This is a genomic window from Bacillus sp. FSL R5-0659, assembly GCF_038008785.1.
In the GTDB taxonomy this organism is placed as follows: domain Bacteria; phylum Bacillota; class Bacilli; order Bacillales; family Bacillaceae; genus Bacillus; species Bacillus safensis.
In genome coordinates, this window is the sequence record NZ_JBBOZU010000001.1 from 2,206,349 (window position 1) to 2,232,022 (window position 25,674).

General features: G+C 41.4%; 28 protein-coding genes. 7 read left to right on the forward strand and 21 right to left on the reverse strand.

Annotation, left to right across the window (positions count from 1 at the left end):
- Window positions 1-69 precede the first annotated feature (69 nt).
- Together sodA and NSQ72_RS11265 are read right to left on the reverse strand one after the other, a co-directional pair.
- Window positions 70-678: a superoxide dismutase SodA gene (gene sodA, locus NSQ72_RS11260; RefSeq protein WP_007501264.1), complete on the reverse strand. Its 609-nt coding sequence runs from the start codon at window positions 676-678 to the stop codon at window positions 70-72.
- A 182-nt stretch (window positions 679-860) separates the two neighbouring features.
- Entirely contained in the window at window positions 861-1,346 is a 486-nt protein-coding gene (locus tag NSQ72_RS11265) for a DUF456 domain-containing protein (RefSeq protein ID WP_039180001.1), read from the reverse strand.
- Between the two features lie 144 nt (window positions 1,347-1,490).
- Between NSQ72_RS11265 and NSQ72_RS11270 the strand changes: the two genes are divergently transcribed.
- On the forward strand, window positions 1,491-2,249 hold the full coding sequence (locus tag NSQ72_RS11270; protein WP_058839076.1) for a DUF1189 domain-containing protein: 759 nt from the start codon (window positions 1,491-1,493) through the stop codon (window positions 2,247-2,249).
- Window positions 2,250-2,323: 74 nt separating this feature from the next.
- Here NSQ72_RS11270 and NSQ72_RS11275 read toward each other — a convergent pair whose 3' ends face one another.
- Window positions 2,324-2,869, reverse strand: a complete 546-nt coding sequence (locus NSQ72_RS11275) for a GNAT family N-acetyltransferase (RefSeq protein WP_064497610.1) — start codon at window positions 2,867-2,869, stop codon at window positions 2,324-2,326.
- 198 nt (window positions 2,870-3,067) lie between these two features.
- On the opposite strand from NSQ72_RS11275, the gene NSQ72_RS11280 reads away from it, so the two are divergent.
- Complete coding sequence (locus tag NSQ72_RS11280) at window positions 3,068-3,370, forward strand: hypothetical protein (protein ID WP_039180007.1); 303 nt, start codon at window positions 3,068-3,070, stop codon at window positions 3,368-3,370.
- Between the two features lie 105 nt (window positions 3,371-3,475).
- Complete coding sequence (gene ispG / locus NSQ72_RS11285; protein ID WP_024423001.1) at window positions 3,476-4,591, forward strand: flavodoxin-dependent (E)-4-hydroxy-3-methylbut-2-enyl-diphosphate synthase; 1,116 nt, start codon at window positions 3,476-3,478, stop codon at window positions 4,589-4,591.
- A gap of 43 nt (window positions 4,592-4,634) precedes the next feature.
- Here ispG and NSQ72_RS11290 read toward each other — a convergent pair whose 3' ends face one another.
- Complete coding sequence (locus NSQ72_RS11290; protein WP_039180010.1) at window positions 4,635-4,997, reverse strand: DUF308 domain-containing protein; 363 nt, start codon at window positions 4,995-4,997, stop codon at window positions 4,635-4,637.
- Window positions 4,998-5,136: 139 nt separating this feature from the next.
- On the opposite strand from NSQ72_RS11290, the gene NSQ72_RS11295 reads away from it, so the two are divergent.
- Window positions 5,137-5,715 carry a 5' nucleotidase, NT5C type gene (locus NSQ72_RS11295; protein WP_106025018.1) on the forward strand — a complete coding sequence of 193 codons (579 nt, stop codon included), beginning with the start codon at window positions 5,137-5,139 and terminating at the stop codon, window positions 5,713-5,715.
- A gap of 20 nt (window positions 5,716-5,735) precedes the next feature.
- Here the strand turns inward: NSQ72_RS11295 and NSQ72_RS11300 are convergent, their stop codons facing one another.
- The 5 genes from NSQ72_RS11300 to NSQ72_RS11320 all read right to left on the reverse strand — a co-directional run bounded on the left by NSQ72_RS11300 (window position 5,736) and on the right by NSQ72_RS11320 (window position 9,849).
- Window positions 5,736-6,653 carry an ROK family protein gene (locus NSQ72_RS11300; RefSeq protein ID WP_341084046.1) on the reverse strand — a complete coding sequence of 306 codons (918 nt, stop codon included), beginning with the start codon at window positions 6,651-6,653 and terminating at the stop codon, window positions 5,736-5,738.
- 136 nt (window positions 6,654-6,789) lie between these two features.
- Window positions 6,790-7,218: a Fur family transcriptional regulator gene (locus NSQ72_RS11305; RefSeq protein ID WP_003217433.1), complete on the reverse strand. Its 429-nt coding sequence runs from the start codon at window positions 7,216-7,218 to the stop codon at window positions 6,790-6,792.
- On the reverse strand, window positions 7,196-8,056 hold the full coding sequence (locus NSQ72_RS11310) for a metal ABC transporter permease (protein WP_024423005.1): 861 nt from the start codon (window positions 8,054-8,056) through the stop codon (window positions 7,196-7,198). The genes NSQ72_RS11305 and NSQ72_RS11310 overlap by 23 nt, the downstream gene beginning before the upstream one ends.
- Window positions 8,056-8,832 carry a metal ABC transporter ATP-binding protein gene (locus NSQ72_RS11315; protein ID WP_341084047.1) on the reverse strand — a complete coding sequence of 259 codons (777 nt, stop codon included), beginning with the start codon at window positions 8,830-8,832 and terminating at the stop codon, window positions 8,056-8,058. Before NSQ72_RS11315 ends, NSQ72_RS11310 begins: the two co-directional genes overlap by 1 nt.
- A gap of 135 nt (window positions 8,833-8,967) precedes the next feature.
- The gene (locus NSQ72_RS11320) at window positions 8,968-9,849 is read right to left on the reverse strand and encodes a YitT family protein (RefSeq protein WP_039180016.1); all 882 of its coding nucleotides are present in this window, start codon (window positions 9,847-9,849) and stop codon (window positions 8,968-8,970) included.
- 140 nt (window positions 9,850-9,989) lie between these two features.
- Here NSQ72_RS11320 and NSQ72_RS11325 point away from each other — a divergent pair, with 140 nt between their 5' ends.
- Window positions 9,990-10,244 (forward strand): DUF2624 domain-containing protein, encoded by a 255-nt coding sequence (locus tag NSQ72_RS11325; RefSeq protein WP_024423008.1) that lies wholly within the window; start codon window positions 9,990-9,992, stop codon window positions 10,242-10,244.
- Between the two features lie 49 nt (window positions 10,245-10,293).
- On the opposite strand, the gene NSQ72_RS11330 is transcribed toward NSQ72_RS11325, so the two are convergent.
- Together NSQ72_RS11330 and NSQ72_RS11335 are read right to left on the reverse strand one after the other, a co-directional pair.
- A complete protein-coding gene (locus NSQ72_RS11330) occupies window positions 10,294-11,187 on the reverse strand; it encodes a deoxyribonuclease IV (RefSeq protein WP_039180018.1) in 894 nt (297 codons plus the stop codon).
- A gap of 9 nt (window positions 11,188-11,196) precedes the next feature.
- Window positions 11,197-12,516: a DEAD/DEAH box helicase gene (locus NSQ72_RS11335; RefSeq protein WP_024423009.1), complete on the reverse strand. Its 1,320-nt coding sequence runs from the start codon at window positions 12,514-12,516 to the stop codon at window positions 11,197-11,199.
- A 155-nt stretch (window positions 12,517-12,671) separates the two neighbouring features.
- Here NSQ72_RS11335 and vrrA point away from each other — a divergent pair, with 155 nt between their 5' ends.
- Window positions 12,672-13,376, forward strand: coding sequence for a VrrA/YqfQ family protein (gene vrrA / locus NSQ72_RS11340; protein ID WP_058839071.1), 705 nt, complete (start codon window positions 12,672-12,674; stop codon window positions 13,374-13,376).
- 157 nt (window positions 13,377-13,533) lie between these two features.
- Window positions 13,534-14,478, forward strand: a complete 945-nt coding sequence (locus NSQ72_RS11345; RefSeq protein WP_341084048.1) for a 4-hydroxy-3-methylbut-2-enyl diphosphate reductase — start codon at window positions 13,534-13,536, stop codon at window positions 14,476-14,478.
- A 37-nt stretch (window positions 14,479-14,515) separates the two neighbouring features.
- Here the strand turns inward: NSQ72_RS11345 and NSQ72_RS11350 are convergent, their stop codons facing one another.
- The 10 genes from NSQ72_RS11350 to glyQ form a co-directional block, all read right to left on the reverse strand.
- On the reverse strand, window positions 14,516-15,637 hold the full coding sequence (locus NSQ72_RS11350; protein WP_047202316.1) for a Nif3-like dinuclear metal center hexameric protein: 1,122 nt from the start codon (window positions 15,635-15,637) through the stop codon (window positions 14,516-14,518).
- Window positions 15,630-16,346: a tRNA (adenine(22)-N(1))-methyltransferase gene (locus NSQ72_RS11355; protein WP_073979119.1), complete on the reverse strand. Its 717-nt coding sequence runs from the start codon at window positions 16,344-16,346 to the stop codon at window positions 15,630-15,632. Before NSQ72_RS11355 ends, NSQ72_RS11350 begins: the two co-directional genes overlap by 8 nt.
- A 120-nt stretch (window positions 16,347-16,466) precedes the next feature.
- Window positions 16,467-16,826 (reverse strand): cytochrome c550, encoded by a 360-nt coding sequence (gene cccA, locus NSQ72_RS11360; RefSeq protein WP_034280134.1) that lies wholly within the window; start codon window positions 16,824-16,826, stop codon window positions 16,467-16,469.
- A 301-nt stretch (window positions 16,827-17,127) separates the two neighbouring features.
- Window positions 17,128-18,249 (reverse strand): RNA polymerase sigma factor RpoD, encoded by a 1,122-nt coding sequence (gene rpoD / locus NSQ72_RS11365; RefSeq protein ID WP_008342392.1) that lies wholly within the window; start codon window positions 18,247-18,249, stop codon window positions 17,128-17,130.
- 205 nt (window positions 18,250-18,454) lie between these two features.
- Window positions 18,455-20,284 carry a DNA primase gene (dnaG, locus tag NSQ72_RS11370; protein ID WP_024423015.1) on the reverse strand — a complete coding sequence of 610 codons (1,830 nt, stop codon included), beginning with the start codon at window positions 20,282-20,284 and terminating at the stop codon, window positions 18,455-18,457.
- A gap of 33 nt (window positions 20,285-20,317) precedes the next feature.
- The gene (locus tag NSQ72_RS11375) at window positions 20,318-20,818 is read right to left on the reverse strand and encodes a YaiI/YqxD family protein (RefSeq protein ID WP_024423016.1); all 501 of its coding nucleotides are present in this window, start codon (window positions 20,816-20,818) and stop codon (window positions 20,318-20,320) included.
- Between the two features lie 261 nt (window positions 20,819-21,079).
- Window positions 21,080-21,901: a pyruvate, water dikinase regulatory protein gene (locus NSQ72_RS11380; protein ID WP_008342399.1), complete on the reverse strand. Its 822-nt coding sequence runs from the start codon at window positions 21,899-21,901 to the stop codon at window positions 21,080-21,082.
- Window positions 21,902-21,926: 25 nt separating this feature from the next.
- A complete protein-coding gene (locus NSQ72_RS11385; protein ID WP_039180035.1) occupies window positions 21,927-22,565 on the reverse strand; it encodes a helix-turn-helix transcriptional regulator in 639 nt (212 codons plus the stop codon).
- Between the two features lie 167 nt (window positions 22,566-22,732).
- On the reverse strand, window positions 22,733-24,778 hold the full coding sequence (glyS, locus tag NSQ72_RS11390) for a glycine--tRNA ligase subunit beta (protein WP_341084050.1): 2,046 nt from the start codon (window positions 24,776-24,778) through the stop codon (window positions 22,733-22,735).
- On the reverse strand, window positions 24,771-25,658 hold the full coding sequence (gene glyQ / locus NSQ72_RS11395; protein WP_012010611.1) for a glycine--tRNA ligase subunit alpha: 888 nt from the start codon (window positions 25,656-25,658) through the stop codon (window positions 24,771-24,773). The genes glyS and glyQ overlap by 8 nt, the downstream gene beginning before the upstream one ends.
- Window positions 25,659-25,674: the final 16 nt, after the last annotated feature.

The following is a 25,674-nucleotide window of genomic DNA, read 5'->3' on the forward strand; positions in this document are numbered from 1 at the left end:
TGTAAAAAAAGGAGGGAAAATATAAAAAGACCTGCTTCTCTTGAAAGCAGGTCTTTTAGAATCAAATCATTATTTTGCTTCGCTGTAAAGGCGAGCTACTTCATCCCAGTTCACAACATTCCAGAATGCTGAAATGTAATCAGGACGACGGTTTTGGTAGTTTAGGTAGTAAGCATGCTCCCAAACGTCTAGTCCTAGAATTGGCGTTTTTCCTTCAGTTAAAGGAGAATCTTGGTTTGGCGTGCTTGTGATTTCAAGTTTTCCGTTGTTCACAACAAGCCATGCCCAACCAGAACCAAAGCGTCCTGCAGCTGCTGCAGCGAAATCAGATTTGAATTTTTCAAATCCGCCTAATTCTTTTTCGATTGCATCTGCAAGTTCACCAGTTGGTGCGCCGCCACCGTTTGGTGAAAGAAGCGTCCAGAATAATGAGTGGTTCGCATGTCCTCCGCCATTGTTACGTACAGCTGTACGAATGTTTTCAGGCACTGAGTTTAAGTTAGCCACTAGCTCTTCAATTGATTGATCTTCAAGAGCTGATACACCTTCGATTGCTTTGTTTAAGTTAGTTACATATGTGTTGTGGTGTTTTGTGTGGTGAATCGTCATTGTTTCCTTGTCGATATGTGGTTCTAATGCATCGTAAGCATATGGTAATTCTGGAAGTTTAAAAGCCATGGTTAATTTCCTCCTTAAAATGTATGTACTGAAATGCTTCCTTTGTAAGTCAGCAATTCACCCTACTCAAAGAGTATCAAAAGAAACAGCTTGTTTCAACGTTATTGCTCATGTTCTGAAACATTTCAGTGTTTATTTTGTATTTAGCCCTTTAGAAAAAGTTTTAAACACCCTTTTTCAACTTAGCGAAGGACATAAAATAAAAAGATGCCTAGCATCAGCGCTTGAATCAATCCTTTTGCAAAAACACCTGATACAAATCCAATTAATGAGCCTAATCCGACTTTCACACTCGTTTTCAAATCTTTTTGATGAACAAGGAGCTCTGCAATGACACTCCCGAGAAATGGACCAATAATAATTCCTGCAATGGGGATCACAAAAGGACCAGCTAATAACCCAATGGTGCTTCCCCATATAGCTGCCTTGCTGCCGCCAAAGCGCTTGACCCCAATAAGGTTTGAGACATAATCGGCCGCAAATAATACCGCGGTAAACATCGCTTGAATGAGCCAGAACGTCAGTGTAAGCGGCTCGAAGCTAAAGAAGAAACCATATAGAATAAATCCGAGTACCATAAAGACCACACTCGGAATAATTGGATAAACCAGTCCAACAAACGCAATGATAAATGCACAGCCAATCAGTATCCAATAAAGCACGTCCAAGACCCTGCCGCCTCCTTTTTATATGCTGTATACATTATGCCTCATTCCTTCTATCTTAACCAGTGATGAGGCCATACTTGTACTTGATGGATAGACATTGATACAATATGAGAAATAGAAAAGAATGTAGGAAGTGAATGGGTATTGAACGTATTTAATCTATTGTTAAAAGGAATTTATTCACCAAAAGATGTTGCCAAAGCACGTTTTACAGGGATCGGTAAAGCGATTTTATTCATTTTTATCCTTTCAATTATCGCAGCAGTTCCTCAGGGATATCACATGAGTCAAGAGATCTCGAATGCGATGTCAGGATTTCAGCACGTGATCAAAAAAGATTTACCCGACTTTTCAATTGAAAAAGGAAAGCTTCAAGCGGATCAAAGTGCACCAATAGAAAAAGAAGAAAACGGCATTACGATCATCTTTGATCCTGCTGAAAAAATAAAAGCAAGTGAACTTGAATCAAAGCAAACAGCCATTGCTTTATTAAAGGAAAAAGCAGTGATTGCGATTGATGGGCAAATGACAGATATTCCATACCAGCTCCTAGGCGGAACGCTGACAAAAGACGAACTTGCTCGCGTCACAAATCAGAACCAAGCGATTATTATCCCTGTCATCTGTGTACTGCTATATTTATCAACTGCGGCGCTCATGTTTATTAGCGCAACATTCCTTGCAATGCTTGGTACATTTATTAAACGAATGCAGCAAAAAGAGCTGTCTTTCCAAATGCTTTGGAAGCTCTCCGCTTATTCACTCACATTAACCACGGTCTTTTTCGCCATCATGAGTGCATTAAACACACCTGTTGCAAACTCATTTTTATTGAATTGGGTCATTAACTTTATCTTTTTATATCTTGTTGTAAAAGAAATACCTGCAAAAAAAAGCAAATGATCCATCCAACAAGGATTTGTCTACACAATGAAAGCTCCCCCGTCTCGGAGGAGCTTTTTATGTATGTTCATACGCTAGGACTCATCTGGATGGATGATCGCAAATAAATAATGATCCTCCCACACTCCGTTAATCTTTACTTTTTTACGATTTAGTCCCTCATTTTCAAAACCTGTCTTTTCAAGCACACGAATGGAACCCCTGTTACTCGGCTTTACTCCAGCCTCAATCCGGTGGAGATTCAACTCAAAAAAGGCATAGTCAATGATTAAACGAATGGCTTCTGTCATATATCCTTTTCCGCCCTGCCTTTGATCGAGTACATACCCGAGCCAAGCTCCTTCTATCGGACCTCTTACGACAGAACTTAAAGAGATCGTCCCAATTAAGTCACCTGTTTCATTTAAGAAGATACCATGCATGTATGATTCATCTTGTTCTCTTCTTTGCCTACTCCGCTGAATTCGTTCAATTTGACGAGGTAACGTGAAGAAATCATCTTTGATCAAAGGTGTAAATTCCTGAAAATATGAGCGATTCTCAAGTTCTAATGTTAACAGTGATTCTGCATCATTTTCTGTTAGTGTTCTCACATATATATGCTGACTAACTTTCTTCATAAAATCTCCCCCTTTCTTATTTTATCATAATCGCCATATGAGATTGCTCTCCTATTTACACCAACGACCCAAGCAGTTTTATTACAAGACATACTAGAACTAACTAGAACCATCCTTTCCAGCTTTTCTCCTCTTTTTTGGTTCTATCATTTCAGGACATGCATAGACTGAAGTAAACTCTTAAAAGCGGTGAGTAAAATGCGGCGAATTCTTTTTTTACTAATCAGTTTATTTGTCCTCTTTATTATCTTTTTTGATTTAAAAAATGGAACCATTCCTGTTGAGGAAAACCCAGCCGTTCCAGCAAGTGCCCTTCAAACAGCTGAGAAAAAGACATATAAGAACGTTACGGTAAAACAAGGTGAAACGGTCCTCTCCATCGTACATACAAGCAAGCCACTTGATGATGTCATTAAAGATTTCGAGGAGCTGAATCAAGGTGTGAAAGCGAACGAAATCAGAGCAGGCAGTACATATAAGTTTCCTGTCTATAAGAGATAAAACGTTAATTCCTTGTCATTCATACGAAGAGACTGTTACAATATGAACTGTAAAACACGACGTACACGGCAAAGAATTGCTTGTACACTAAGGAGCGATTGACAAGTGAGTGAAGTCACACATCGTACTAAAACGCGTCCCGTCAAAGTGGGACCTTTAACTATAGGTGGAAATAATGAGGTTGTCATTCAAAGTATGGCAACAACCAAAACACATGATGTCGAAGCGACAGTCGCTGAAATTAAACGTTTAGAAGAGGCAGGCTGTCAAATCGTGCGTGTCGCATGTCCAGATGAGCGTGCAGCAAATGCAATTGCGGACATTAAAAAACAAATTAACATCCCGCTTGTTGTGGATATTCATTTTGACTACAAGCTTGCACTGAAAGCGATTGAAGCAGGCGCAGACAAAATCCGAATCAATCCAGGAAACATTGGAAGAAGAGAAAAAGTTGAAGCTGTTGTCAAAGCAGCAAAAGAAAAAGGCATTCCAATTCGTATTGGGGTAAACGCTGGTTCATTAGAGAAAAAGATTCTTGATAAATACGGCTACCCAACTGCAGATGGTATGGTCGAAAGTGCACTGCATCACATTAAAATTCTAGAAGACCTAGACTTTCATGACATCATCGTCAGTATGAAAGCATCTGATGTAAACCTTGCAATTGAGGCATACGAAAAAGCGGCTAAAGCCTTTGATTATCCTCTTCATCTTGGGATTACAGAATCAGGTACGTTATTTGCAGGTACAGTCAAAAGTGCAGCTGGACTTGGCGCTATTTTGAATATGGGGATTGGGAATACACTCCGTATCTCATTAAGTGCTGACCCAGTTGAAGAAGTAAAAGTAGCACGTGAATTGTTGAAATCATTTGGTCTTGCATCAAATGCAGCAACACTAATCTCCTGCCCAACTTGTGGACGAATTGAAATTGACCTTATCAGCATTGCAAATGAAGTCGAAGAATATATTTCTAAAATCAAAGCTCCGATTAAAGTAGCAGTCCTCGGCTGTGCTGTAAATGGTCCAGGTGAAGCGCGTGAAGCAGATATCGGCATCGCAGGCGCTAGAGGCGAAGGATTATTGTTCCGTAAAGGTGAAATTGTTCGTAAAGTACCGGAAGAAACAATGGTCGAAGAACTGAAAAAAGAAATCGATAAAATCGCTGAAGAACATTATGCGAAAATGGAAGCTGAAAAAGAAAAACAAGCGAATGCTTAACAAAAAACGCCTGACGTCATTGTCAGGCGTTTTTCTGTCCTTGTTAAAAGAACGGGGTGATAAATATGCCTAGGATGACGGAAACAATTCCGATCCCGATTGACCACGCGCCAAGCGCATGTGCTCCTTTTCTTCTTGCAATATAACCAACGACGATTGCCGCTACCCCTAATAGCACCGGCAAGACAAATAATGAGATAATCGCAATCGCGAGTGCTGTATAGCCTATCCCTTTACTGCCCGAATCGTCACCTGCATGGTCACGTCCTCGTCTATCTTCTCGATCTCTTGATGCTTGATATGGCTCTGCAATTTCAGCAGCTGTTTCCTCTAAATAGCCATCATCATTACTAAAGTGTGTGTCGATTTCACGATCATTTCTTCTGAAATCCTCGTCTCTTTCCATGATCAATTCCCCCTTTTGGTTAATAGAAAGGAGCTTTTTTAGTATGAGCAAAAATGTCTGTTTCATGTTTGCTAAAACTTGCTGGAATTGTGAAATGATTATGTTACACTTTAAGAGTATAAAAATGAGGAGTGTGGGCATGTTACGTTTAGGAATTGATATTGATGGTACAGTGACGGCACAGGACACCTTTGTTCCCTATTTAAACGAGTCGTTCCAATGTGCCATGACACTAGATGATATGACAGAATATGATTTGACGAAGCTTTTAAAGATTTCTCAAGAAGAATTTTGGGGCTGGATGAATGAGCATGAGCCTCTTATTTATAAACAGGCAAAGCCTGCTGAGGGTGCTAAAGATATCCTCGACCAAATGAAGCAGCAGCACAAATTGATTTATATTACAGCAAGAAGGCAGCATCATTCAGATATCACCTACAAGTGGTTTCAAGAACATGACGTGCATTATGATGACATTGAGCTGGTTGGCGGTCATCATAAGCTGGAAGCCGTTCAAAAGCACAAGATTGATGTGTTTTTTGAAGACCATCACGGCAATGCCACAATGATTGCAAAAGAGGCAGACATCCCGGTTATACTTTTTAACTCCCCTTATAACCAGATGCCAATTGACGACAGAATTATTCGCGTAAACAACTGGCACGAAGCGTATCAATGGATCAAACAATATGAACAAAGTCTGCAAGCTGCTTATTAAGGTAGAAAAAGCCGATACATTTATTGTATCGGCTTTTTCGATGGAGCAAGCTGCCCTTCTTTCATGAGGAAATGGTACAGCGCTCCCTTCATGCCTGCTTGATTCAAGTAATAACACGTTTCCAGCTTCACCTGAATGTTCTTCCACGCAGGCAGTGTATGTAGGTGTTTCTCAATACTTGATAGTAAATCTGGTCTTGCGCTCACGCCGCCGCCAATAAGAATTTTTTCTGGATTGAGGACGGTTGCGACATTGTAAATGCCAATGGCGATTCGCTTGTACCACTGATCCACCAGTTTTTCAATGGACGGATCGTGCTTCGCCTTTTCAAAAATGTCTTGTCCGTCTATTTGTGTACTTTGCGGAATTCCTTGCTTTTCTTTATAGCTGCGAATGAGTCCAGCCGTTGAAGCGCTGCTGTTGAGTGTTGTAAATTGTCCATTGTCTGTTTCTGTCAGCATCATGCCAAATTCACCGCCGCGGAAGGAAGCCCCGCGCACAAGCTGACCACCAGCGAAAATACCACCGCCAACACCTGTGCCAAGCGTCATACAAATAAAGCTGTCACACTCTTTCGCATGGCCGCTATATTTTTCTGCGAGAGCTGCACAGTTCGCATCATTTTCCACTTCTACACGAAGAGATGTTTTCTCTTCTAAAAGTGTTTTTACATTTTGACCATTTAAGGCGATAATGGCGCCTGCAAATTCTGTAAAACCTGATTCACTGTCCACAAAGCCTGGAAGACTGATGGCGATACCCCTGACATTCTGCTTCCTTTGATAATCCCTGACCACACCCGCCATTGCTTCTAAAAACGGTTCAAGCTGCCGGCAGTTCGTCTGATAGTCACCGCTAGTGACCAGCTTTCCATCCTGATCCATTAATCCATGTTTCGTTCTCGTCCCGCCTACATCAAACACGACGTAATAAGCCACTTTTGACCCCTCCCTTTACTCCAAAAGACTCAAATTGCACGCTGTAGTACCTTGATCTCATTTTAATGAAACAGCCACTCTTTGTAAAACGTTTTCAAATGACAAAACAAAAAAGCCAGCTCCATGGCTGGCTTTTTCACGAGTGAACTTCCTTCGGTTCGCAGGAAGGACACGTTCCGTATATTTCAAATTTATGTCCGCTAATATGATAATCCTCTAAATCGGCGTCAAGCTTGTCCATAGGACAGGCATCGATTTCTTTTGTTTTCCCGCATGTAAGACAAATAAAGTGATGGTGATGATGGGAAAATGAACATTTGAAACGGAATAGTTTCTCCCCTGACAATTCCGTAGTTTCTAATATTCCAAGGTCTTCATATAGTGACAAGTTTCGATAAATTGTATCAAAGCTAAGACCCGGGTAATCTTCACTTAGTGCCGTCAGCACATTTTTAGCGGTCAAGTATTTATCAGAATCAGAAAACAATTGAAGCATATCTTCACGTTTGCTTGTATATTTGTAGCCTTTTTCCTTTAATAAATCAAGCGCTTCTTGTACGTTCATGTTGATTCCCCCTTCTGAATTTCCCAATACTAATACACCCGATTAAAATCAAAATAGACAGCATCACAATGGTTCCGCCTGGCGCTAAATCAAGATAATAGCTTAAAATCAATCCGGCTAATACCGACAATTCACCAAACAAGATCGAAAGGAAAATCGCCTGTTTAAATCCTTTGGCAATGCGGATACTTGCCGCAACAGGAAGCGTCATGAGCGCCGACACAAGCAGGGTACCAACGATACGCATCGATGCCGCAATGACAAGTGCAACGACTAAGATAAAAATAAAATGAATCCATTTTGCTGAAATACCAGAAGCCTTTGCATGCTCTTCATCAAAAGAAAGCAAAAATAATTCTTTATATAAAAGCACAACAACTAACACAACAACGAGTGAGATCCCTACAATAATCCAAAGATCGAGTCTTGACACCGCACTGACACTTCCGAATAAATAACTAAACAAATCTGTATTAAAGCCATTCGCTAGTGAAATGAAGATGACGGAGATCCCAATTCCCCCTGATAAAATAATGGGAATGGCAAGCTCCTGATAATGCTTATACACGGAGCGCAGGCGTTCAATAAACAATGAACCAGCAACAGAAAAAGCCATCCCTAAGTACAGCGGGCTTACCCCTGTCAAAAGGCCAAACTTTTTATCAAGAAATAGACTTGCGGCAATACCGGCAAGTGATACGTGGCTGAGGGCATCTGCAATAAGCGAGAGCCTTCTGACGACAATAAATACACCAAGTAAGGGCGCAATAAAACCGATCAGTAACCCTGCGATAAACGCATTTTGTAAAAATTCATAATGAAAAAATGGAAATAGCATTATTCATGTCCCCCATGATGGTGATGGTCGTGATGAATCACTTGAATGTCATGCCCGTAAAATTGGGATAGCGCCTGATCATCCATTGAATCAAACGCTTCCGCATCCCCGTGGAAATGCAGTGTCTGATTTAAACAAGCCACATGGGTGACTTTATCGGAAACGGTGCCAACGTCGTGTGTGACGAGAATTAAAGACATTCCTTTTTCTTTGTTCAATGTTTCGAGCAGCTGATAAAAGCCTTCTACTGTCCGCTGGTCTACCCCAACTGTGGGCTCATCCAAAATGAGCAGCTTTGGCTGACTGACAAGCGCACGGGCAATAAATGCGCGCTGCTGCTGACCGCCAGATAGCTCCCCGATGTTTTGATGCTTTAAATCTAGTATACCAACTGAGCGAATGGCATCTTCCACTTGCCATTTATCCTGCTTGCTCATTCGTTTAAACAAACCAATTTTCGCGGTCAATCCGCTTGCGACGACCTCATATACAGAAGCAGGGAAACCCGTATTGAAGCTATTCGCCTTTTGAGAAACAAATCCAATTTGATCCCAGTCTCTAAATTTTGAAACAGGCGTGCCAAATAGCTTTAATTCCCCTTGCTGCGGTTTAATGAGCCCAAGCAGGCATTTTAATAAGGTTGTTTTACCAGAACCATTCGGTCCAACAAGTGCTAGAAAGTTTCCTTCCTCTACTGTTAAATGAATGTGATCAATGACATTTCGCTGTCCATATGAGTACGAAATGTCCTTCATTTCAATAATTGGCTTTGCCATGAATCTTTCCACCTTTAATCAATATAAAAAGAATGATTACGATTTATACAACAAAAAGAAAATGGCTTTTGCCATTTTCTCCGTCCATACATACATTTCATTATATAAAAGAAAGATAAAAAAGTAAAATAAAAGCTAATGAATGGCTGTTTTGAACTTACCGCCTTTTGTTTCATGCGTATCCATAATCGTGATAAATGCTTGGTCATCAATTTCAAATACGATGGATTTCAGCTTTGTAATTTCAAGCCTTGTGACAACGGCGTAGATGACATCTTTTTCTTCATCTGTATAGCCGCCTTTTCCTCTCAGCTTTGTCGTTCCCCTGCCGAGTCGATGCAGAATCGCATCTGAAATTTCATCATAATGATCTGATACGATAATGACAGCTTTTGTTTCATCAAGCCCTTGAATGACAGCATCAATTGTTTTCATTGCCAAATAATATGTCATGACAGAATACATAGCCTGCTCTGGTCCGAAAACAAAGCCCGCCCAAATAAAAATGAACACATTGACGATCATAACAAACTCACCGACGGAGAAAGGGATTTTTTTCGTCAAAAGAATTCCTAAAATCTCTGTTCCATCCATTGAGCCTCCATTACGGATGACAAGTCCAACACCAAATCCAAGTAATAGCCCGCCAAATACAGTGGCTAAGATCGGCTGTGTTGTAAATGCCTCCACATGATGAAGTGAAGATTCGATCACGGCTAAGCTGACAATCCCAATCACAGTGGAAACCAGAAAGGTTTTCCCAATATGCTTGTATCCTGATATCATAAATGGAATATTTAAAATGACAACAATCGTCGCAAAATTAATAAACGGGTTATCTGTAAAGAGATAATCCAAAATTAGCGAAATTCCGATGATGCCCCCATCAATAATATTGTTTGGCACTAAAAATAATTCAATGCTGACTGCTGCACATGCAGCCCCTACTAGAATCAGGAAAATTCTCAAAATAAAATGAGGCACTGATTCCTTTCTATGCTGTTTACTATTTGCCATACGTTCTCCCTTCTACACATGTTAAATTTTCAATGAACATTTTATTCACTTTACTATTTTATCATTTCACAGAATAAAATAAAATTTTTTGCACATTTTCCGTTTTCGCCCATACATTGTTACAGAGGGGAGGAATGGAATTGATTTTAATCCAAAAAATTGTCCTGCAGCGGCTCAATCAGATCACAGCAAATGATCTGTTAAGGTATGCGAAACAGTATGGCGTCAGTTTAACGTCACATCAAGCAGCTGAGGTTGCCAAACTCATGAACGGGAAAAATATCAATATTTTTAATGATTCAGAGCGTAACCGGCTTCTTAAGCAAGTGGAAGCGATTACTTCTAAACAGACAGCACAGACTGTGAATGATTTGTTTAACCAGTTTACAAGTTAAGCAAAAAAGGGCCGCATTTAGCGGCACCTCAACATGTTTATATCCTTTTTTATTGACCTGTAATTTTGTCTAGTAAGCCTTCATCAAATTGCTTTTCTTTCAGCATCGCAATTTCGAATTTGTAAGGTGGTTTTTTGTTCTTTTTATCTTCACCTACATAAGGCGTTTCTAGAATTTTTGGCACATCTTGAAGCTGCGGATGATGCACAATATAGTTCAGTGCATCGAAACCAATTTCACCAAAACCGATATTTTCATGTCGGTCTTTTCTTGCGCCTTGTACGTTTTTACTGTCATTAATATGAAGAACTTTGATTCGGTCAATACCGACGATTCGGTCAAATTCTTCTAATACACCATCAAAGTCACTCACAATCGGGTAACCAGCATCGTGCGTGTGACACGTATCAAAGCAGACAGAAAGAGCTTCGTTATGTGTCACGCCGTCGATAATTTGGGCAAGCTCTTCAAAGCTTCTTCCACATTCTGATCCTTTTCCTGCCATTGTTTCAAGTGCAATTTGAACCTCTTGACCTTTCACAATGACTTCGTTTAAGCCTTCAATGATTTTTTGAATCCCTGCTTCTGCCCCTGCTCCAACATGCGCACCTGGGTGAAGAACAATTTGCCTTGCACCTAGCGCTTCCGTACGCTCGATCTCAGAGCGCAGGAAATCTACGCCAAGCTCAAATGTCGCGGGATTCACTGTGTTTCCAATATTGATAATATACGGAGCATGGACGACGATATCTGTCATGCCGTGCTCTTTCATATGCGCTTGTCCAGCTTCAATATTGAGGTCTTCGATTTTTTTGCGGCGCGTATTTTGCGGTGCACCTGTATAAATCATAAACGTATTCGAACCATAAGAGGCAGCTTCTTCACTCGCTGCAAGAAGCATATGTTTTCCGCTCATGGATACATGTGAACCAATCTTTAACAATGTTTCCCCCTACTTTCCATTACGCTTTGACTTTCTACGTTCCTGTCTTTTGATTTTATCCATCTCACGTGTCATTTTCTTTTTATATCCAGGTTTGACGGCTTTCGGTTTTCTCACAAGACGTTTTGCTTTTTCTTCAATTTCATTTGGTGCTTTTTTACGTCTTTGACGCTTCAGACGGTCATCTGCATCTCGCCATTCGCCATGAACAATGGTTTTGTTTTCAAACACAACGCCCATTTTCTCAATTTGAATGAGTGCATCCTCATCAGCCAGCTCATAAATGGTCATGGCAATGCCAGATGAGCCAGCACGAGCTGTTCTTCCAACGCGGTGCACATAAAAATCAAGATCAGATGGAAGTTCATAGTTAATCACGTGGCTGACGCCTTTAATGTCAATTCCGCGAGCTGCAAGATCAGATGCCACAATATAAGTGAACTCCAAATCTTCAATTTGTTTCATGACTTTTTTACGTTCGCGCGGCGTTAATCCGCCATGAAGCACACCGATTTTCATTCCTTTTTCTTGTAGGAACGATGCGATTTCATCAACAGTTGTTTTTGTATTGGCAAAAATGATCCCTAAATATGGCTGTACATTCGTCACCATTTCATGGAGCAATTTTAATTTATCACGCTGTTTAGATGGAACTAAAATATGCTGAATGTTTTCAGCTGTAATCCGTCTTGGTTCAACATGCGCATACTTTGGATTGTCCATATATTTTTTCAGGAAAGGCTTTAGTTTTTCTGGGATGGTTGCAGAGAACACAAGCATTTGCAGCTGTTCTGGCATTTGTGCACCGATACGGTCCACATCTTCTAAAAATCCCATATCCAGCATTAAATCCGCTTCATCAATGACAAGAGAGGTCGCTTTGTAAACATTCAGCGCCTGCTCATGAATGAGATCAGCAATACGTCCAGGTGTGCCGACCACCAAATGCGGCTGGTTTTTTAGCTTTTGAATTGATTTCTGCTTGTCCGTTCCGCCAATGTAAAGCTTTGCTTTGATCTCTTCTTCTGGAGAAGCATTCTTTAAAATCGTTTGAGCTTCTTTGAAAATTTGATTGGCTAATTCTCTTGTAGGCGCAGTAATCACGACTTGTACCTGCTCTTTGCTTGGATCAATTGAATGAATCAGCGGCAGTAAGTACGCATGAGTTTTTCCTGTTCCTGTTTGTGACTGGCCAATCACGCTTTCTCCTTTTAAAACAGCAGGGATGATTCTTTTTTGAATATCAGTCGGCTCATAAAAGCCTAGTTCATGAATAGCATCTATAATAAAAGGCTTTAATTCATATGTCGTAAATTTTGTTTCTTTCATGTTTTCACTCCTTAAGGCAATGCCTTTTTGCTCATCTCCTCATTATAGCTGATTTTCAGTAAAAAAACCATGTCCGCTTTTCCTACAGGAAACCAATTGATGCTTCCTTGCATAACCTATGAAGAGAAAGAGAATGCAGTAAGGGAGGTACAAGTATGTTAGGGCAAAGGCCTATGGGCGATTTTCAGCCGCGCCGCCCCTCACGCCGGCACCTTGGAAATGGCGGACAGCCCCGAATGTTTCAAAGAGGGCAGCAGCCTCCTATCCAACAGCCTTTTCAAGGGCAAGGCAATCCATTTCAGCAAATGATGCCTCGCTCCCCGTCTGTACAGGGAGGCGGTTTACCCGGGATGGGCGGAATTCCAGGAGGTGAGAGCCGTGCACTAGGCGGCGGAGCAGGAATTAAAGGCATGCTCTCTAAATTTCTTCCTGGCGCAGGAGGAGCTGGAGTCTCTGGAGGTGGTGCGGGATTACAAGGAATCCAGAGCTTCACTAATCCTGCGACCCTCTCAAGCATGTTAGGAAATGTTCAAAAAGTGCTCGGGATGGCGCAGCAATTTACGCCAATGATTCAGCAATACGGTCCTTTAGTGAGAAATTTGCCTGCAATGATTAAACTGTACAGCCAGCTTGGCAGTGCGGACGATGATGAAGGAAGTACAAATGACGATGATGCAGAAGCAACGGAGACCAGCGCGGAAACAGAAGTGCCCGAGGAAGAAGCACAAACTGATGAAATAGAAGAAAATGTTGAACCCGAAGACATCCTTGTCAAAAAAGCAGCACCACACACATCACCTGCTCCTGAAGCAAAACCGAAAAAAAGATCTGGCAGCTCTGTTCCAAAACTATATGTCTAGTGATCTTTTAACGGCGAAGTGTTCACTGCGTATAACAATCTTTGATATATACGCTTACTTTGGCTATAATGGAAGCAAGAGAATGATAAAAAGCCGTTTTTTACGGCTTTTTATATTGTTCTTCTCTAGCAGCACTTCCCTACAGGAGGACGAATAAATGAATGTAATTAAAATATCGCCGCGTGGCTATTGCTATGGCGTTGTGGATGCAATGGTCATTGCTAAAAATGCCGCACTTGATAAGAACTTGCCACGCCCCATTTATATATTAGGTATGATTGTGCACAACAAACATGTCACTGATGCCTTCGAGGAAGATGGAATCTACACACTGGACGGACCAAACCGCTTAGACATTTTAAAGCAGGTGGAAAGCGGAACAGTCATTTTCACGGCTCACGGCGTTTCTCCTGAGGTTCGTCAAATCGCAGAAGAAAAAGGCCTTGTCGCCATTGATGCGACCTGTCCTGATGTCACGAAAACCCACGAACTCATTTCAGAGAAAACAGCCGATGGCTATGACATTATTTATATTGGGAAAAAAGGGCATCCTGAGCCAGAAGGAGCTGTCGGAGTAGCCCCTGACAAGGTACATCTTGTCGAAACAGAAGCCGATATTGAGGCGCTCGATCTAACATCAGAAAAATTGCTCATAACGAACCAAACGACGATGTCTCAATGGGATGTCCACGATCTGATGGAGCTGATTAAAGAGAAATACCCTCACGTCGAGTATCATCAAGAAATTTGCCTTGCGACACAGGTGCGTCAAGAAGCTGTCTCGCAGCAAGCTGGTCAAGCCGATTTAACCATTGTTGTCGGCGATCCAAAAAGTAATAACTCCAACCGTCTCGCACAAGTGTCAATAGAGATAGCCGGAACGCAGGCTTACCGTATTGGCGATTTAAGTGAACTCAAGCTGGAATGGCTGCAGGGCGTCAAAACCGTTGCTGTTACTGCTGGTGCTTCAACACCAACACCTATTACAAAGGAAGTCATTCGTTTCTTAGAAAACTATGAACCGGATGATGAAACGACTTGGAAGATTGAACGGACCGTTCCTCTTTCTAAAATTTTACCTCGCGTCAAAACAAAGAAATAAGAAAACGTCAGAGCATATCCGCTCTGACGTTTTTTGTTTACATAAATTGAAATGGGTTTGTGTTTGATTCAGAAACAAAGAGCTGTACGTCATACTTTTTATCTGCACATAGCGATTGAAGCTTCGCCTTTACGCCCTCTTTCATAATCTTTTCAGCATAATGCCCTGGGTCCACTACGTTCAGCCCAAGCATCATGGCATCATGCGCAACATGGAAATAAAGGTCTCCTGTCACATACACATCTGCACCCATTCTTTTCGCTTGATGGATGTATTTATTTCCGTCTCCGCCAAGCACCGCCACTTTTTTCACTACAGCGTCTTGATCTCCTACAAAACGAGCACCATTCACATCTAGCTTCGTTTTCACAAATTGTGTGAAATCTCTAAGTGTCATAGGCTCATTTAGCTCTCCAATACGGCCAAGGCCTTTTTGAATAGGAGGAAGATCTGTCGTGTGTACACTATAGGCGACTTCTTCATAAGGATGTGCTTTGATCATGTCGCGAATCACTTGTTTTTCTATACTTGCTGGGAAAATGGTTTCAATCCGCACTTCTTTCACAAATTCTAATTGACCCGACTCCCCAATAAACGGCTTAGCTTCTTCTGATGGCAAAAAGCTGCCTGTCCCTTCATTTGAAAACGCACAATGGCTGTAGTTGCCGATATGTCCTGCGCCCGCATTTCCTAAAGCTGTCCGGATGGCCTCTTCAAACTCTTCAGGGACATACAAAGCAAGCTGTTTGATTGGATCCTCGTATGTCGGCACTAACACACTTGTGTCCTCAAGCTCTAAAGCCTCAGCAAGCAAGTCATTGACTCCGCCATCAGCTACGTCTAAATTCGTATGTGCCACATATACCGCAATATCATGTTTGATGCATTTTTCAATGATCCGTCCAGCCGGCTGATCTGTCGCTACATGTTTTAATGGACGAAAAATCGGCGGATGGTGCGCAATAATGAGATCCACTTTTCGCTCGATCGCCTCATCTACTACATTCTCTAATACATCTAGGGTGATCATCACATTACTTACTTTTTTATTTAATGTTCCAATCTGGAGACCAATTTTATCACCTTCCATGGCATATGCCTTTGGTGAAAATTGTTCAAACAATTGGATGATTTCATGCCCGTTTACTGTTTTAGCCAACAGTCAAAACCTCCTTTAACGTCTTTATTTTCGCATTCAGCTCTTCAAGGCGCTCTTTGTTTTCTTCTGTCCGTGCTGCCTGCTGAATTTGACTTTCTATCTTCTCCATATGCTGAAGCTCTTGCATCCACTTGCGCTGGAAGACGTCATTTTGCTCTTTCGCAAGAAACGGACCAACGAGCATGCCTGCTTCAAGTGACATTCCTTCATAAGCTTTATCTTTATCGCCTTTTTCTGCGATGATGATTTCGTATATTTTGCCGTCCTCTTCTAAAATGACTTCATCCATCAATTCATACCCCTCTTGATAAAGCCATAAACGAATATGGTGGGCATGGATATTCGGCTGAAGAATGAGCCGCTCATGGCCTGCGAGCTTATGCCTTCCATCATTTAGAATGCTTGCGATGAGTGCCCCGCCCATACCTGCAATCGTCACTGCATTCACTTCGCCTTTTTCAATGACTTCAAGGCCATTTCCTTTTCTGACCGATATCTGTTCATCTAATTCAAGTCTATGTACTTGCTGCTGCGCCGATTGGAGCGGTCCATCGGTAATCTCACCAGCAATGGCTTTCACTGCTTTTTGATGCAGGATCGCATAGCATGGCAAATAGGCATGGTCTGAGCCGATATCAGCGAAGACTGCCTCATCTGGTAAAAAGTCTGCGACTTTTTTTAATCGTTTGGATAAATTCATTTCATTCATACGTATCACTACTTTTCTTTAATGTTCATACTTGTCTATCTTATATAAATTATGGACTTTTTAAAAGTCGTTTTCAAATGAAAAAAGCTCTTCTTTTGAAAAAGAGCTTTTTGTGTAAGATTATTTAATTTTAGACACCCATTCCGCCATTTCATCGAGCTTTTCATTCGGAATCAGCCCGCCTGGCATCCCGTTGCCGCCTTCTTGAATTTTCTTCTTGATGTCAGCCACTTCAAGCTTGTCTCCAACACCTTTTAAAGCAGGACCTGCGCCGCCTTCATAGTTTTCCCCGTGACAGCTTAGACAGTTCTGTTTATACAATTCTTCCGGCGTCGCATTTGCTGTCTCTTCTTGCTTTTGCTCCTTGCCCCCTGAGGCAATTTTTTCTTCATCTTTCAGCCCCTTCATTGATAAGAAAAAAGTGAGTCCAATACCTAAAATGGCAATCAATAAAAATGGTATAAGTGGATTCCGTTTCATTTCTTTCATCCTCCCCTTTGTGAAAACCCCTTTGAGACTATGCAAACAATTCTAATTCTACTTTAATTTTACAAAAAGTAAACGAATTATGATACAAAACTTTGGTCAAGTTCACAGATTAGACAAAAATGATTCAAGATGAGAAATGAAGCCTCCAGCACATTTAGATGTATTTTTTATACATCTTTTCTCTAAGAACGTTGCAAATTCATTTGTTATTCAGTAAAATATAATCAGATTGAAAAAAGCGTTTTCATTTTTGATAAGAAAGAACGGATCTCTTTCAAGATCCGTCCGGTTTCTACTCTAAGAAGTCTTTTAATCGTTTACTTCTGCTTGGGTGTCTTAATTTACGAAGAGCTTTCGCTTCAATTTGTCGGATACGCTCTCTTGTTACGCCAAACACCTTACCAACCTCTTCTAACGTGCGTGTTCTTCCGTCGTCTAGTCCGAAACGTAGTCTCAGCACATTTTCTTCACGGTCCGTCAGCGTGTCTAATACATCTTCAAGCTGCTCTTTTAAGAGTTCGTACGCAGCGTGGTCAGATGGAGATGTCGCCTCTTGGTCTTCGATAAAATCACCAAGATGCGAGTCATCTTCTTCACCAATAGGTGTTTCTAAAGATACAGGCTCTTGCGCAATTTTAAGAATCTCTCTTACCTTTTCTGGAGTTAAATCCATGTCTTCAGCAATTTCTTCAGGCGTTGGTTCTCTGCCTAGGTCTTGCAGAAGCTGTCTTTGAACACGGATCAATTTATTAATGGTTTCCACCATATGAACCGGGATCCGGATTGTTCTCGCCTGATCGGCAATCGCACGTGTGATCGCCTGTCTAATCCACCAAGTCGCATATGTTGAGAATTTATATCCTTTGCGGTAATCAAACTTCTCAACCGCCTTCATCAGACCCATGTTTCCTTCTTGAATCAAGTCAAGGAACAGCATACCACGACCGACATAGCGTTTCGCAATGCTGACAACGAGACGAAGGTTTGCTTCCGCTAATCTTCTTTTTGATTCCTCATCGCCCTCTTCGATCTTTTGAGCGTACGTAATTTCTTCTTTAGCAGATAACAAATTGACGCGTCCGATTTCTTTTAAGTACATACGAACAGGGTCATTGATTTTGACACCTGGTGGTACGCTTAAATCATTCAGGTCAAATTCTTCTTCCGCTTTAGCCAGCTGCTGAACATTTGGGTCTTCTGTCTCTTCGTTTTCACTAATGAGCTCTACACCCTGTTCGCCTAAGTATTCATAGTATTCATCCATTTGGTCTGATTCAATTTCAAAGCTAGACATACGCTCTGCAATTTCTTCGTATGTTAAAACGCCCCGTTTTTTACCCGTTTCAGTGAGCTTATCTCTCACCTGTTCAAAGGTTAATTCAGTTTCGGTTTCGTGGGCTTGTTTATCAGCCATTATGGATCCCTCCTTCCAAAGCTTGCAACGAATTCTAAAGTAACTTGCGATTTGCTTCCGCCCTGCTTTTCTCTCTCTGTCAAACAGAAGACGAAGCAAATAGGAATAAAATAAATAATGATGAAGGCAAGATGCTTGCGGTCTTATGCTCCTCCCGTAAAGGATTCATTGCCAGCCGTAAGTCCTGTCATTAATAATAGACGTATTACTTCAGCGAACGGTTCAACTGAATAATTTCTTTTGCAAGTGTTGCCGCTTTGAAGAAATCTTTTTGCCTCTCCGCTTCTGCACGTTCTAGTTCTTTTTCCTTTATCATTGACAAATTCCGATGATTCAACACTTTTTTTACATAATCACTTAATTCAGCTTCACTTAGTTCGTCTCCGACTTGAATCATCAATATATCCGTCAGCAGCTGATTCATGACATCATCTTCTATCCGGTTCATCAGATGCTGCGGCGTTGGTTCTTTGCCTTCTTCATACAAGGCATAAATGTACGTTGCCAGCGCCCTGTGCGAATCTATATTAAATTCAATCCCGATTCTGTCAAGTACTTTGCGGATCACGTCATCGCTTTTTAACATATGAGCAAGCAGCATTCGCTCTGCATTTTCATATGCCGGCCGCAGACGCTTTCTTCTTACTTGTGTTGACAGATGTGCACGCCGTTTTTCAAGCCCGTTTTCTTCCTGCGTGCTTTTGGTTTCTTGCCGCTGCTGCTTTTCAAACAGCTCCAGTTGTTCTTTTAATGAATCAAGTGAGATCGAAAACTCCCCAGCAAGCTGTTTCATGTAAATCTCTTGCTCCAAAGAGCCGTTTAACCGGCTGATTTCTCGGAGAACCTGCTTCATATAAGTAAGACGGTCTCCTTCGTCTGATAAGTTTTTTCCTCTTCGGAAAAAATTCATCTTAAACGTCATTAATGTCACACTTGCATCTATGATGTCATTCCTAAATTTCTCGCCGCCATATTTACGAATGTAATCATCTGGATCAAGTCCATCTGGTATCATGGCAACGCGAACTTTACATCCTCTTTTTCCAAGCAAATCTGATGCTTTCATGGTCGCTTCGTATCCGGCCGTATCAGAGTCATAGCAAAGGATGATCTCTTCTACGTTCCGCCTGAGAAGCTTTACGTGCTCTTCTGTAAGAGACGTACCCATTGTTGCAACACTTTCACCGACACCTGATGTAACAGCTGAGATGACGTCTGCAAACCCTTCAAAAAGAACTGCGCGTTCGCGTTTGCGAATATGCATACGTGCGTCATGAAAGTGATAAAGCAGCTTACTTTTATGAAAAAGCGGCGTTTCAGGACTATTCATATATTTAGGCTGCTGATCACCAAGCGATCTTCCGGAAAAAGCGATGACCGTTCCATGATGATCATGAATGGGAAACATGACACGATCTCTAAAGCGGTCAAAAAAGCCTGTGCCGTTTTCACGTTGAATCAAAAGACCAGCCTTCTCCATCATCACAGGATCAAATCCTCGTTTTTCTAAAAACTTGGTCACGAAATCCCAAGAATCAAGAGCATACCCGATCTCAAACTTGGCAATTGTTTCATCCGTAAAGCCTCTGGACCGTAAATAATCGAGTGCGTTTTGACCTTCCTTTGTATTTACCAGCAAATGGTGGTAAAATTTCTTAAGAAGCTCATGGGCCTCAATCATTTTATGATCTGCTGTGTCCTCCTGCTGAGAGGAACTCATCTGAGCATTCGCCACCTGATCAGGCAGATCAATATGGTACTTATCAGCCACATGTGAAACGGCTTCAATAAATGAGTAGCCTTCCATTTGTCTGAGGAACGAAAACACATTGCCTCCTGCACCACAGCCAAAACAATGGAAGATTTGCTTATCTGCTGAAACAGAGAATGAAGGAGTATTTTCACCATGGAATGGACAAAGACCGAAGTAATTTCGACCTTGCTTTCTAAGCTGTACGTATTCTCCAATCACTTCGACAATGTCTGCGTTTTTTTGGATCTGCTCCAAAAGTTCATCTGGTATACGTTTGCTCATCCTAATAACACTCCGTCGTACATTATTCGCCTTTTAATTTAAAAATCCTTCATGATTCGACAGGATTTTTTGTAGTTGCGCCATAAATCGCTTCTTATCCTCTTCTAAAAGCTTTTTGGGACCTTTTCCGTATACACCTTTTCTTCGCTGTTTGCTGGAAACATGCCTGCGTTCCAAATCAAAATCAATTGTTTCGTTTGTGTACATTCGTCCTCTTTCAGACAGAACAATGACCTGTCTCGGAAGCAGTAAGGAGGCAAGACCAATGTCTTGGGTGACGACAATATCATGTGCGGCAGCTGAGTTGGCAATGACTAAGTCCGCTGCTTCCTTATGTGTATCTACAAACCGCCAATCTTCAAGTGGAGATCTTTTGGTTTGAAAATGCTCATATGAAGCAATGAATGTCACTGGTACTTGAAATTGAGATGCGACAGAAAGGATTTCGTCTTTTACAGGACAAGCATCTGCATCGACATAAATCGTCCTCTCTTTTTTACGTTCATTCAGGTGACTAATTCTCCATCCCTCCACCTTATTCCTGCTTTAGAGAAGCAAAAAGACCATACTTTTCCCCCATAAAGCAATCAACAGTAAAACTCATTTTGTCGAAAAGTTATGTTCAGAATCACTTGACTTCTGCCAATATTAGTTTATTCGTTCTTGACTTAACTTAAACCTAAAATCAATCATTTTATCACAATTTTTTATTATAATACAAATGCAGCAAATATGCTATTGTTTTTGTTTACCCGTTTCCCACCATAGGAAAAACCCAGGAGGAGCATCCTGAGTTTATTCGGAACCTCTTTTGGTCAGCATTTGATGGATGACATTTGCCGTTTCCTCAACTGCTTTATTCGATACATCAACGACTTGACAGTTAATACGGTCAACCACTTTTTCAAAATACTCTAGTTCCTCTTTAATCCGCTCAATGTTCGCATAAATAGCGCGATCATTTAAACCAAGAGATTTTAAACGCTCTTTGCGAATATGATTTAGTTTGTCTGGACTAATTTTCAAACCGATACATTTCTTCGGATCAACTGAAAATAACTCTTCTGGCGGATCAACTTCAGGTACAATTGGTACGTTCGCTACCTTCAGCCGTTTATGCGCCAAATATTGAGATAATGGTGTCTTGGACGTGCGTGATACACCAATGAGCACAATATCAGCCTTTAGAATACCTCTTGGGTCTCTGCCGTCATCGTATTTCACAGCGAACTCGATGGCTTCTACCTTTTTAAAATAGTCCTCATCTAATTGACGTACACGACCCGGCTCATGTTTCGCTTCATTTCCGTATGCCGTCTCCATTTTATCAATGAGTGGACCGATGATGTCATAATAAACGACACCGTTTGCTTCTGCTTCCTCGATTAAGAATTGGCGCATTTCTGGCACAACAAGAGTAAAGCAGACGATCCCATTATCTGCTTTCGCCAGTGAAATGACTTCTTTAATCGTACCAACATCTTCTACATACGGGATTCTTCTAATATTTGAATGGTCTGATGAGCCGCCATCAAATTGGCTAAGTGCCGCTTTGACCACGAGCTCTGCCGTTTCTCCTACTGAATCTGATACCACAAAAATTACGCGATTACTCATAACATCCCCTCGCAGTCTTCTGTCATTAGATTATTTCGTTCTCCGATAAGCTGACAAGTATTTTCGTCATGTTTGTTTTCGTGATTCTTCCGACCACTTCAAAGCCTTTTTCCGTATCTTTTATCACAGGAAGTGCATCTATTTGCTTTTCAATCAAGTGCTTCGCCACATCCATAATGAAATCTTCTTTGCGGCAAACGGTGATGTTCGGCATTCTTGTCATAATAATATGGACAGGGATAGATGGAAGCTCCTGTTTCCCTATACTTGCGCGAAGGAGGTCTTTTCTTGATAATACGCCTGTTAAAATAGAGTGATCGTCCACAACGAATAATGTGCCCACATCCTCTAAAAACATCGTACAAATCGCATCATAAACCGAAACATTCTCATGTATCACCACTGGAATGGATTGAAAGTCTTTCACTTGAAGTTTTTTCAGCTTATCTGCGAGAAGCTGCGTGCCTGTTTTTCCTGTGAAAAAGTAGCCGACCCTTGGTCTTGCTTCTAAAAAGCCTGACATTGTTAAAATGGCTAAATCCGGTCTGAGGGTCGCCCTTGTTAAGTTCAGCCGATCGGCGATATGCTCTCCAGTGATCGGACCATTCTCTTTGACAATCTGTAAAATCTGCTCTTGCCGTTTATTTAACTCGATTGTACTCACCACCTTTAAATAGAGAGAGCGAAATCTTTATTTTATGTATATCATTTTCATAACTCATCATATTATAGCGCATCTTTGTCCGAATGAAACAAAAATCCACTCAAAAACCGTGAATTAAATGAGTAAAAAACGATTGCCCTTCGGAAAAGGCAACCGTTCTTAGGTATTTATTTTACAATTAAATTGTTCATATTCGCAAATGATTGAATCACTTTGGCTAGTTTGACCATCTGTGCCAACCGATTTCGCTTCAGTTTTTCATCATCCGCATGAACCATTGTGTGATCGAAATAATGAACGATCGGTGTTTTTAACGTATCCAGTGCCTCAAGTGCCAAGCTGTATTGTCCTGCTGCTACATGTTCCTTGACAGCTTTCTCTACTTGCTGATACGCCTCAAACAGCTTTTGCTCATGTTCATTTTCAAACAGTTCAGGCTGAATCTCTGCGTCTTCGCCTTTTTTACTGATTGAAATGACGCGTCCCAATGCTTCAGCCGTTTCTTTAAAACTTTCTTGTTTTACACTCTCTTCAAGAACAGCTGCTTTTTTGACAACTGCATATGGCTCAATATTTTCAACATCAAGCACTGCATCAACAACATCATGGCGGATATGCTCTGCTTGAAGAACATATTTTAAACGATGCGTTAAAAATTCAATTAGAGCAGCTTCATGATCTGTTTTTACTTGAGCAAGTGCTAACAGCTCTTTAAATGAAATATTCCAATGACGGTCGAGCAGGATTTGAACGATACCACTCGCTTGTCTTCTAAGTCCATAAGGGTCTTGAGAACCTGTAGGGATCACATCGATTGAGAAGAATGAACAAATAGAGTCGAGCTTATCTGCTACTGCCACAATCGCACCAATCAAAGTAGACGGCGCCTCATCACCAGCAAAGCGCGGCATATAATGCTCGTTAATGCTTCTTGCCACTTCTTCATGCTCACCAAGAGCTCTTGCATATTTCTCACCCATAATTCCTTGTAATTCAGGGAATTCATAGACCATTTGAGTCACAAGGTCAAACTTCGAAATACTTGCTGCTCTAGCCACACGTTTTGTTGTTTCTTCATCTGCTCCGACATGCGACGCTAGACGGGTTGCAATGTCTGTCACTCTCTTCAGCTTGTCGCCGATTGTTCCAAGTTTCTCATGGAATACCACTTTATCAAGCTTTTTAATATTGTCTTCAATCACTAGTTTTTCGTCTTCTTTATAGAAGAATGCAGCATCTGATAAACGTGCGCGAAGTACTTTTTCGTTCCCTCTTGCGACATTTTCCAGCGCCTCACTGTTTCCATTTCTGACTGTAATAAAATGCGGCAATAATTCTCCTTGCTCATTTTTCACAGGGAAGTAGCGTTGATGCTCTTTCATTGTTGTCACCAATACTTCTTCCGGCAATGCAAGAAACTCCTCTTCAAAGGAACCAGACAGCACAGTTGGATATTCTACAAGATCGTTCACTTCTTCTAGAAGTTCAGGATCAACAGGAATGACCCAGCCTTTTTCTGAAGATAGCGCATTTAGCTGTTCAGTAATTAATTGTTTTCTTTTATCTGAGTCTGCAATCACAAATTGATCGCGCAAAGTTTGTTCATAAGAAGCAGGTGAGTCAATGCTGGCTGTCGTACCAAGGAAACGATGTCCTCTTGTTTCACGGCCGCTTTTCACCCCAGCAATTTCAACAGGTACAATCTCTTGTCCAAATAAACAAACAATCCATTTAATCGGACGGATATAGCGTAAATCTTCGCTTCCCCATCTCATGTTCTTTGGAAAGCTTAATGAAGCAGCGATCTCACCTAACGCTGGGAGAAGGTCTTTGACTTGCTTCCCTTCTTGAAACTTTTGGACATGGACATAATCCACTCCTTTGATCTCTTTGAAATAGAGATCATCTGTTGAAGCACCTTGGCCCCGGGCGAAGCCTTCAGCAGCTTTTGTCCAATTGCCTTCAGCATCTTGGGCAATCTTTTTAGCTGGGCCTTTTGCTTCTTCTTTGATGTCTTCTTGTTTTTCTGCGACACCTTTCACAAGTACAGCAAGACGTCTTGGTGAGTTGAATAAAGCAGTCTCTTCGAATGAAATATTTTGCGTTTCAAACCATGCTTTTACTTTCTCACCTAGCTGTTTTGTGCTCTCTGGCATGAAACGAGCCGGCATCTCTTCTAAGCCGATCTCAAGTAATACATCTTGTTTATTCATGAGAAGCCGCCTCCTCTTTTAGCATAGGGAATCCCAATTTTTCGCGTTCTTCATAATAGGTTTTGGCTACTTTTCTTGCTAACTGACGTACTCTTCCGATATAACCAGTTCGCTCAGTCACAGAAATAGCGCCCTTTGCATCGAGCAGGTTAAACGTATGAGAGCATTTGAGGACATAATCGTATGCCGGGTGAACAAGTCCTTTGTCCATTTGACTGTGTGCTTCTTTCTCATAGGTTGTAAATAGCTCGAACAGCATGTCAGTATTAGATGTTTCAAATGTATACACAGAGTGCTCATATTCAGCCATTAAGAATAAATCTCTGACCGTAAATCCGTCTGTCCATTCAAGATCGAAGACATTTTCTTTGTCCTGGATGTAAGAAGCAAGACGTTCAATACCGTATGTGATTTCAACAGAAACGGGCTTACATTCTAAGCCGCCGACTTGTTGGAAATACGTGAATTGCGTAATTTCCATCCCATCAAGCCATACTTCCCAGCCAAGTCCAGCACAGCCAAGAGATGGATTTTCCCAGTTGTCTTCCACAAAACGAATATCATGTTTCAGCGGGTCAATGCCAAGCGCCTTCAATGATTCAAGATATAGTTCTTGAATATTGTCAGGTGATGGCTTAATGATCACTTGAAATTGATGATGCTGATACAATCTATTTGGGTTTTCTCCATATCTGCCATCAGCCGGGCGTCTTGAAGGCTCTACATATGCTACCTTCCACGGCTCTGGGCCGATGCTTCTGAGGAACGTGTATGGACTCATCGTTCCGGCACCTTTTTCTGTGTCATACGCCTGCATTAATACGCAGCCTTCATTTGACCAATGCTTTTGCAGTGTCAAAATCATGTCTTGAATATTCAATGATCGCACCTCCATC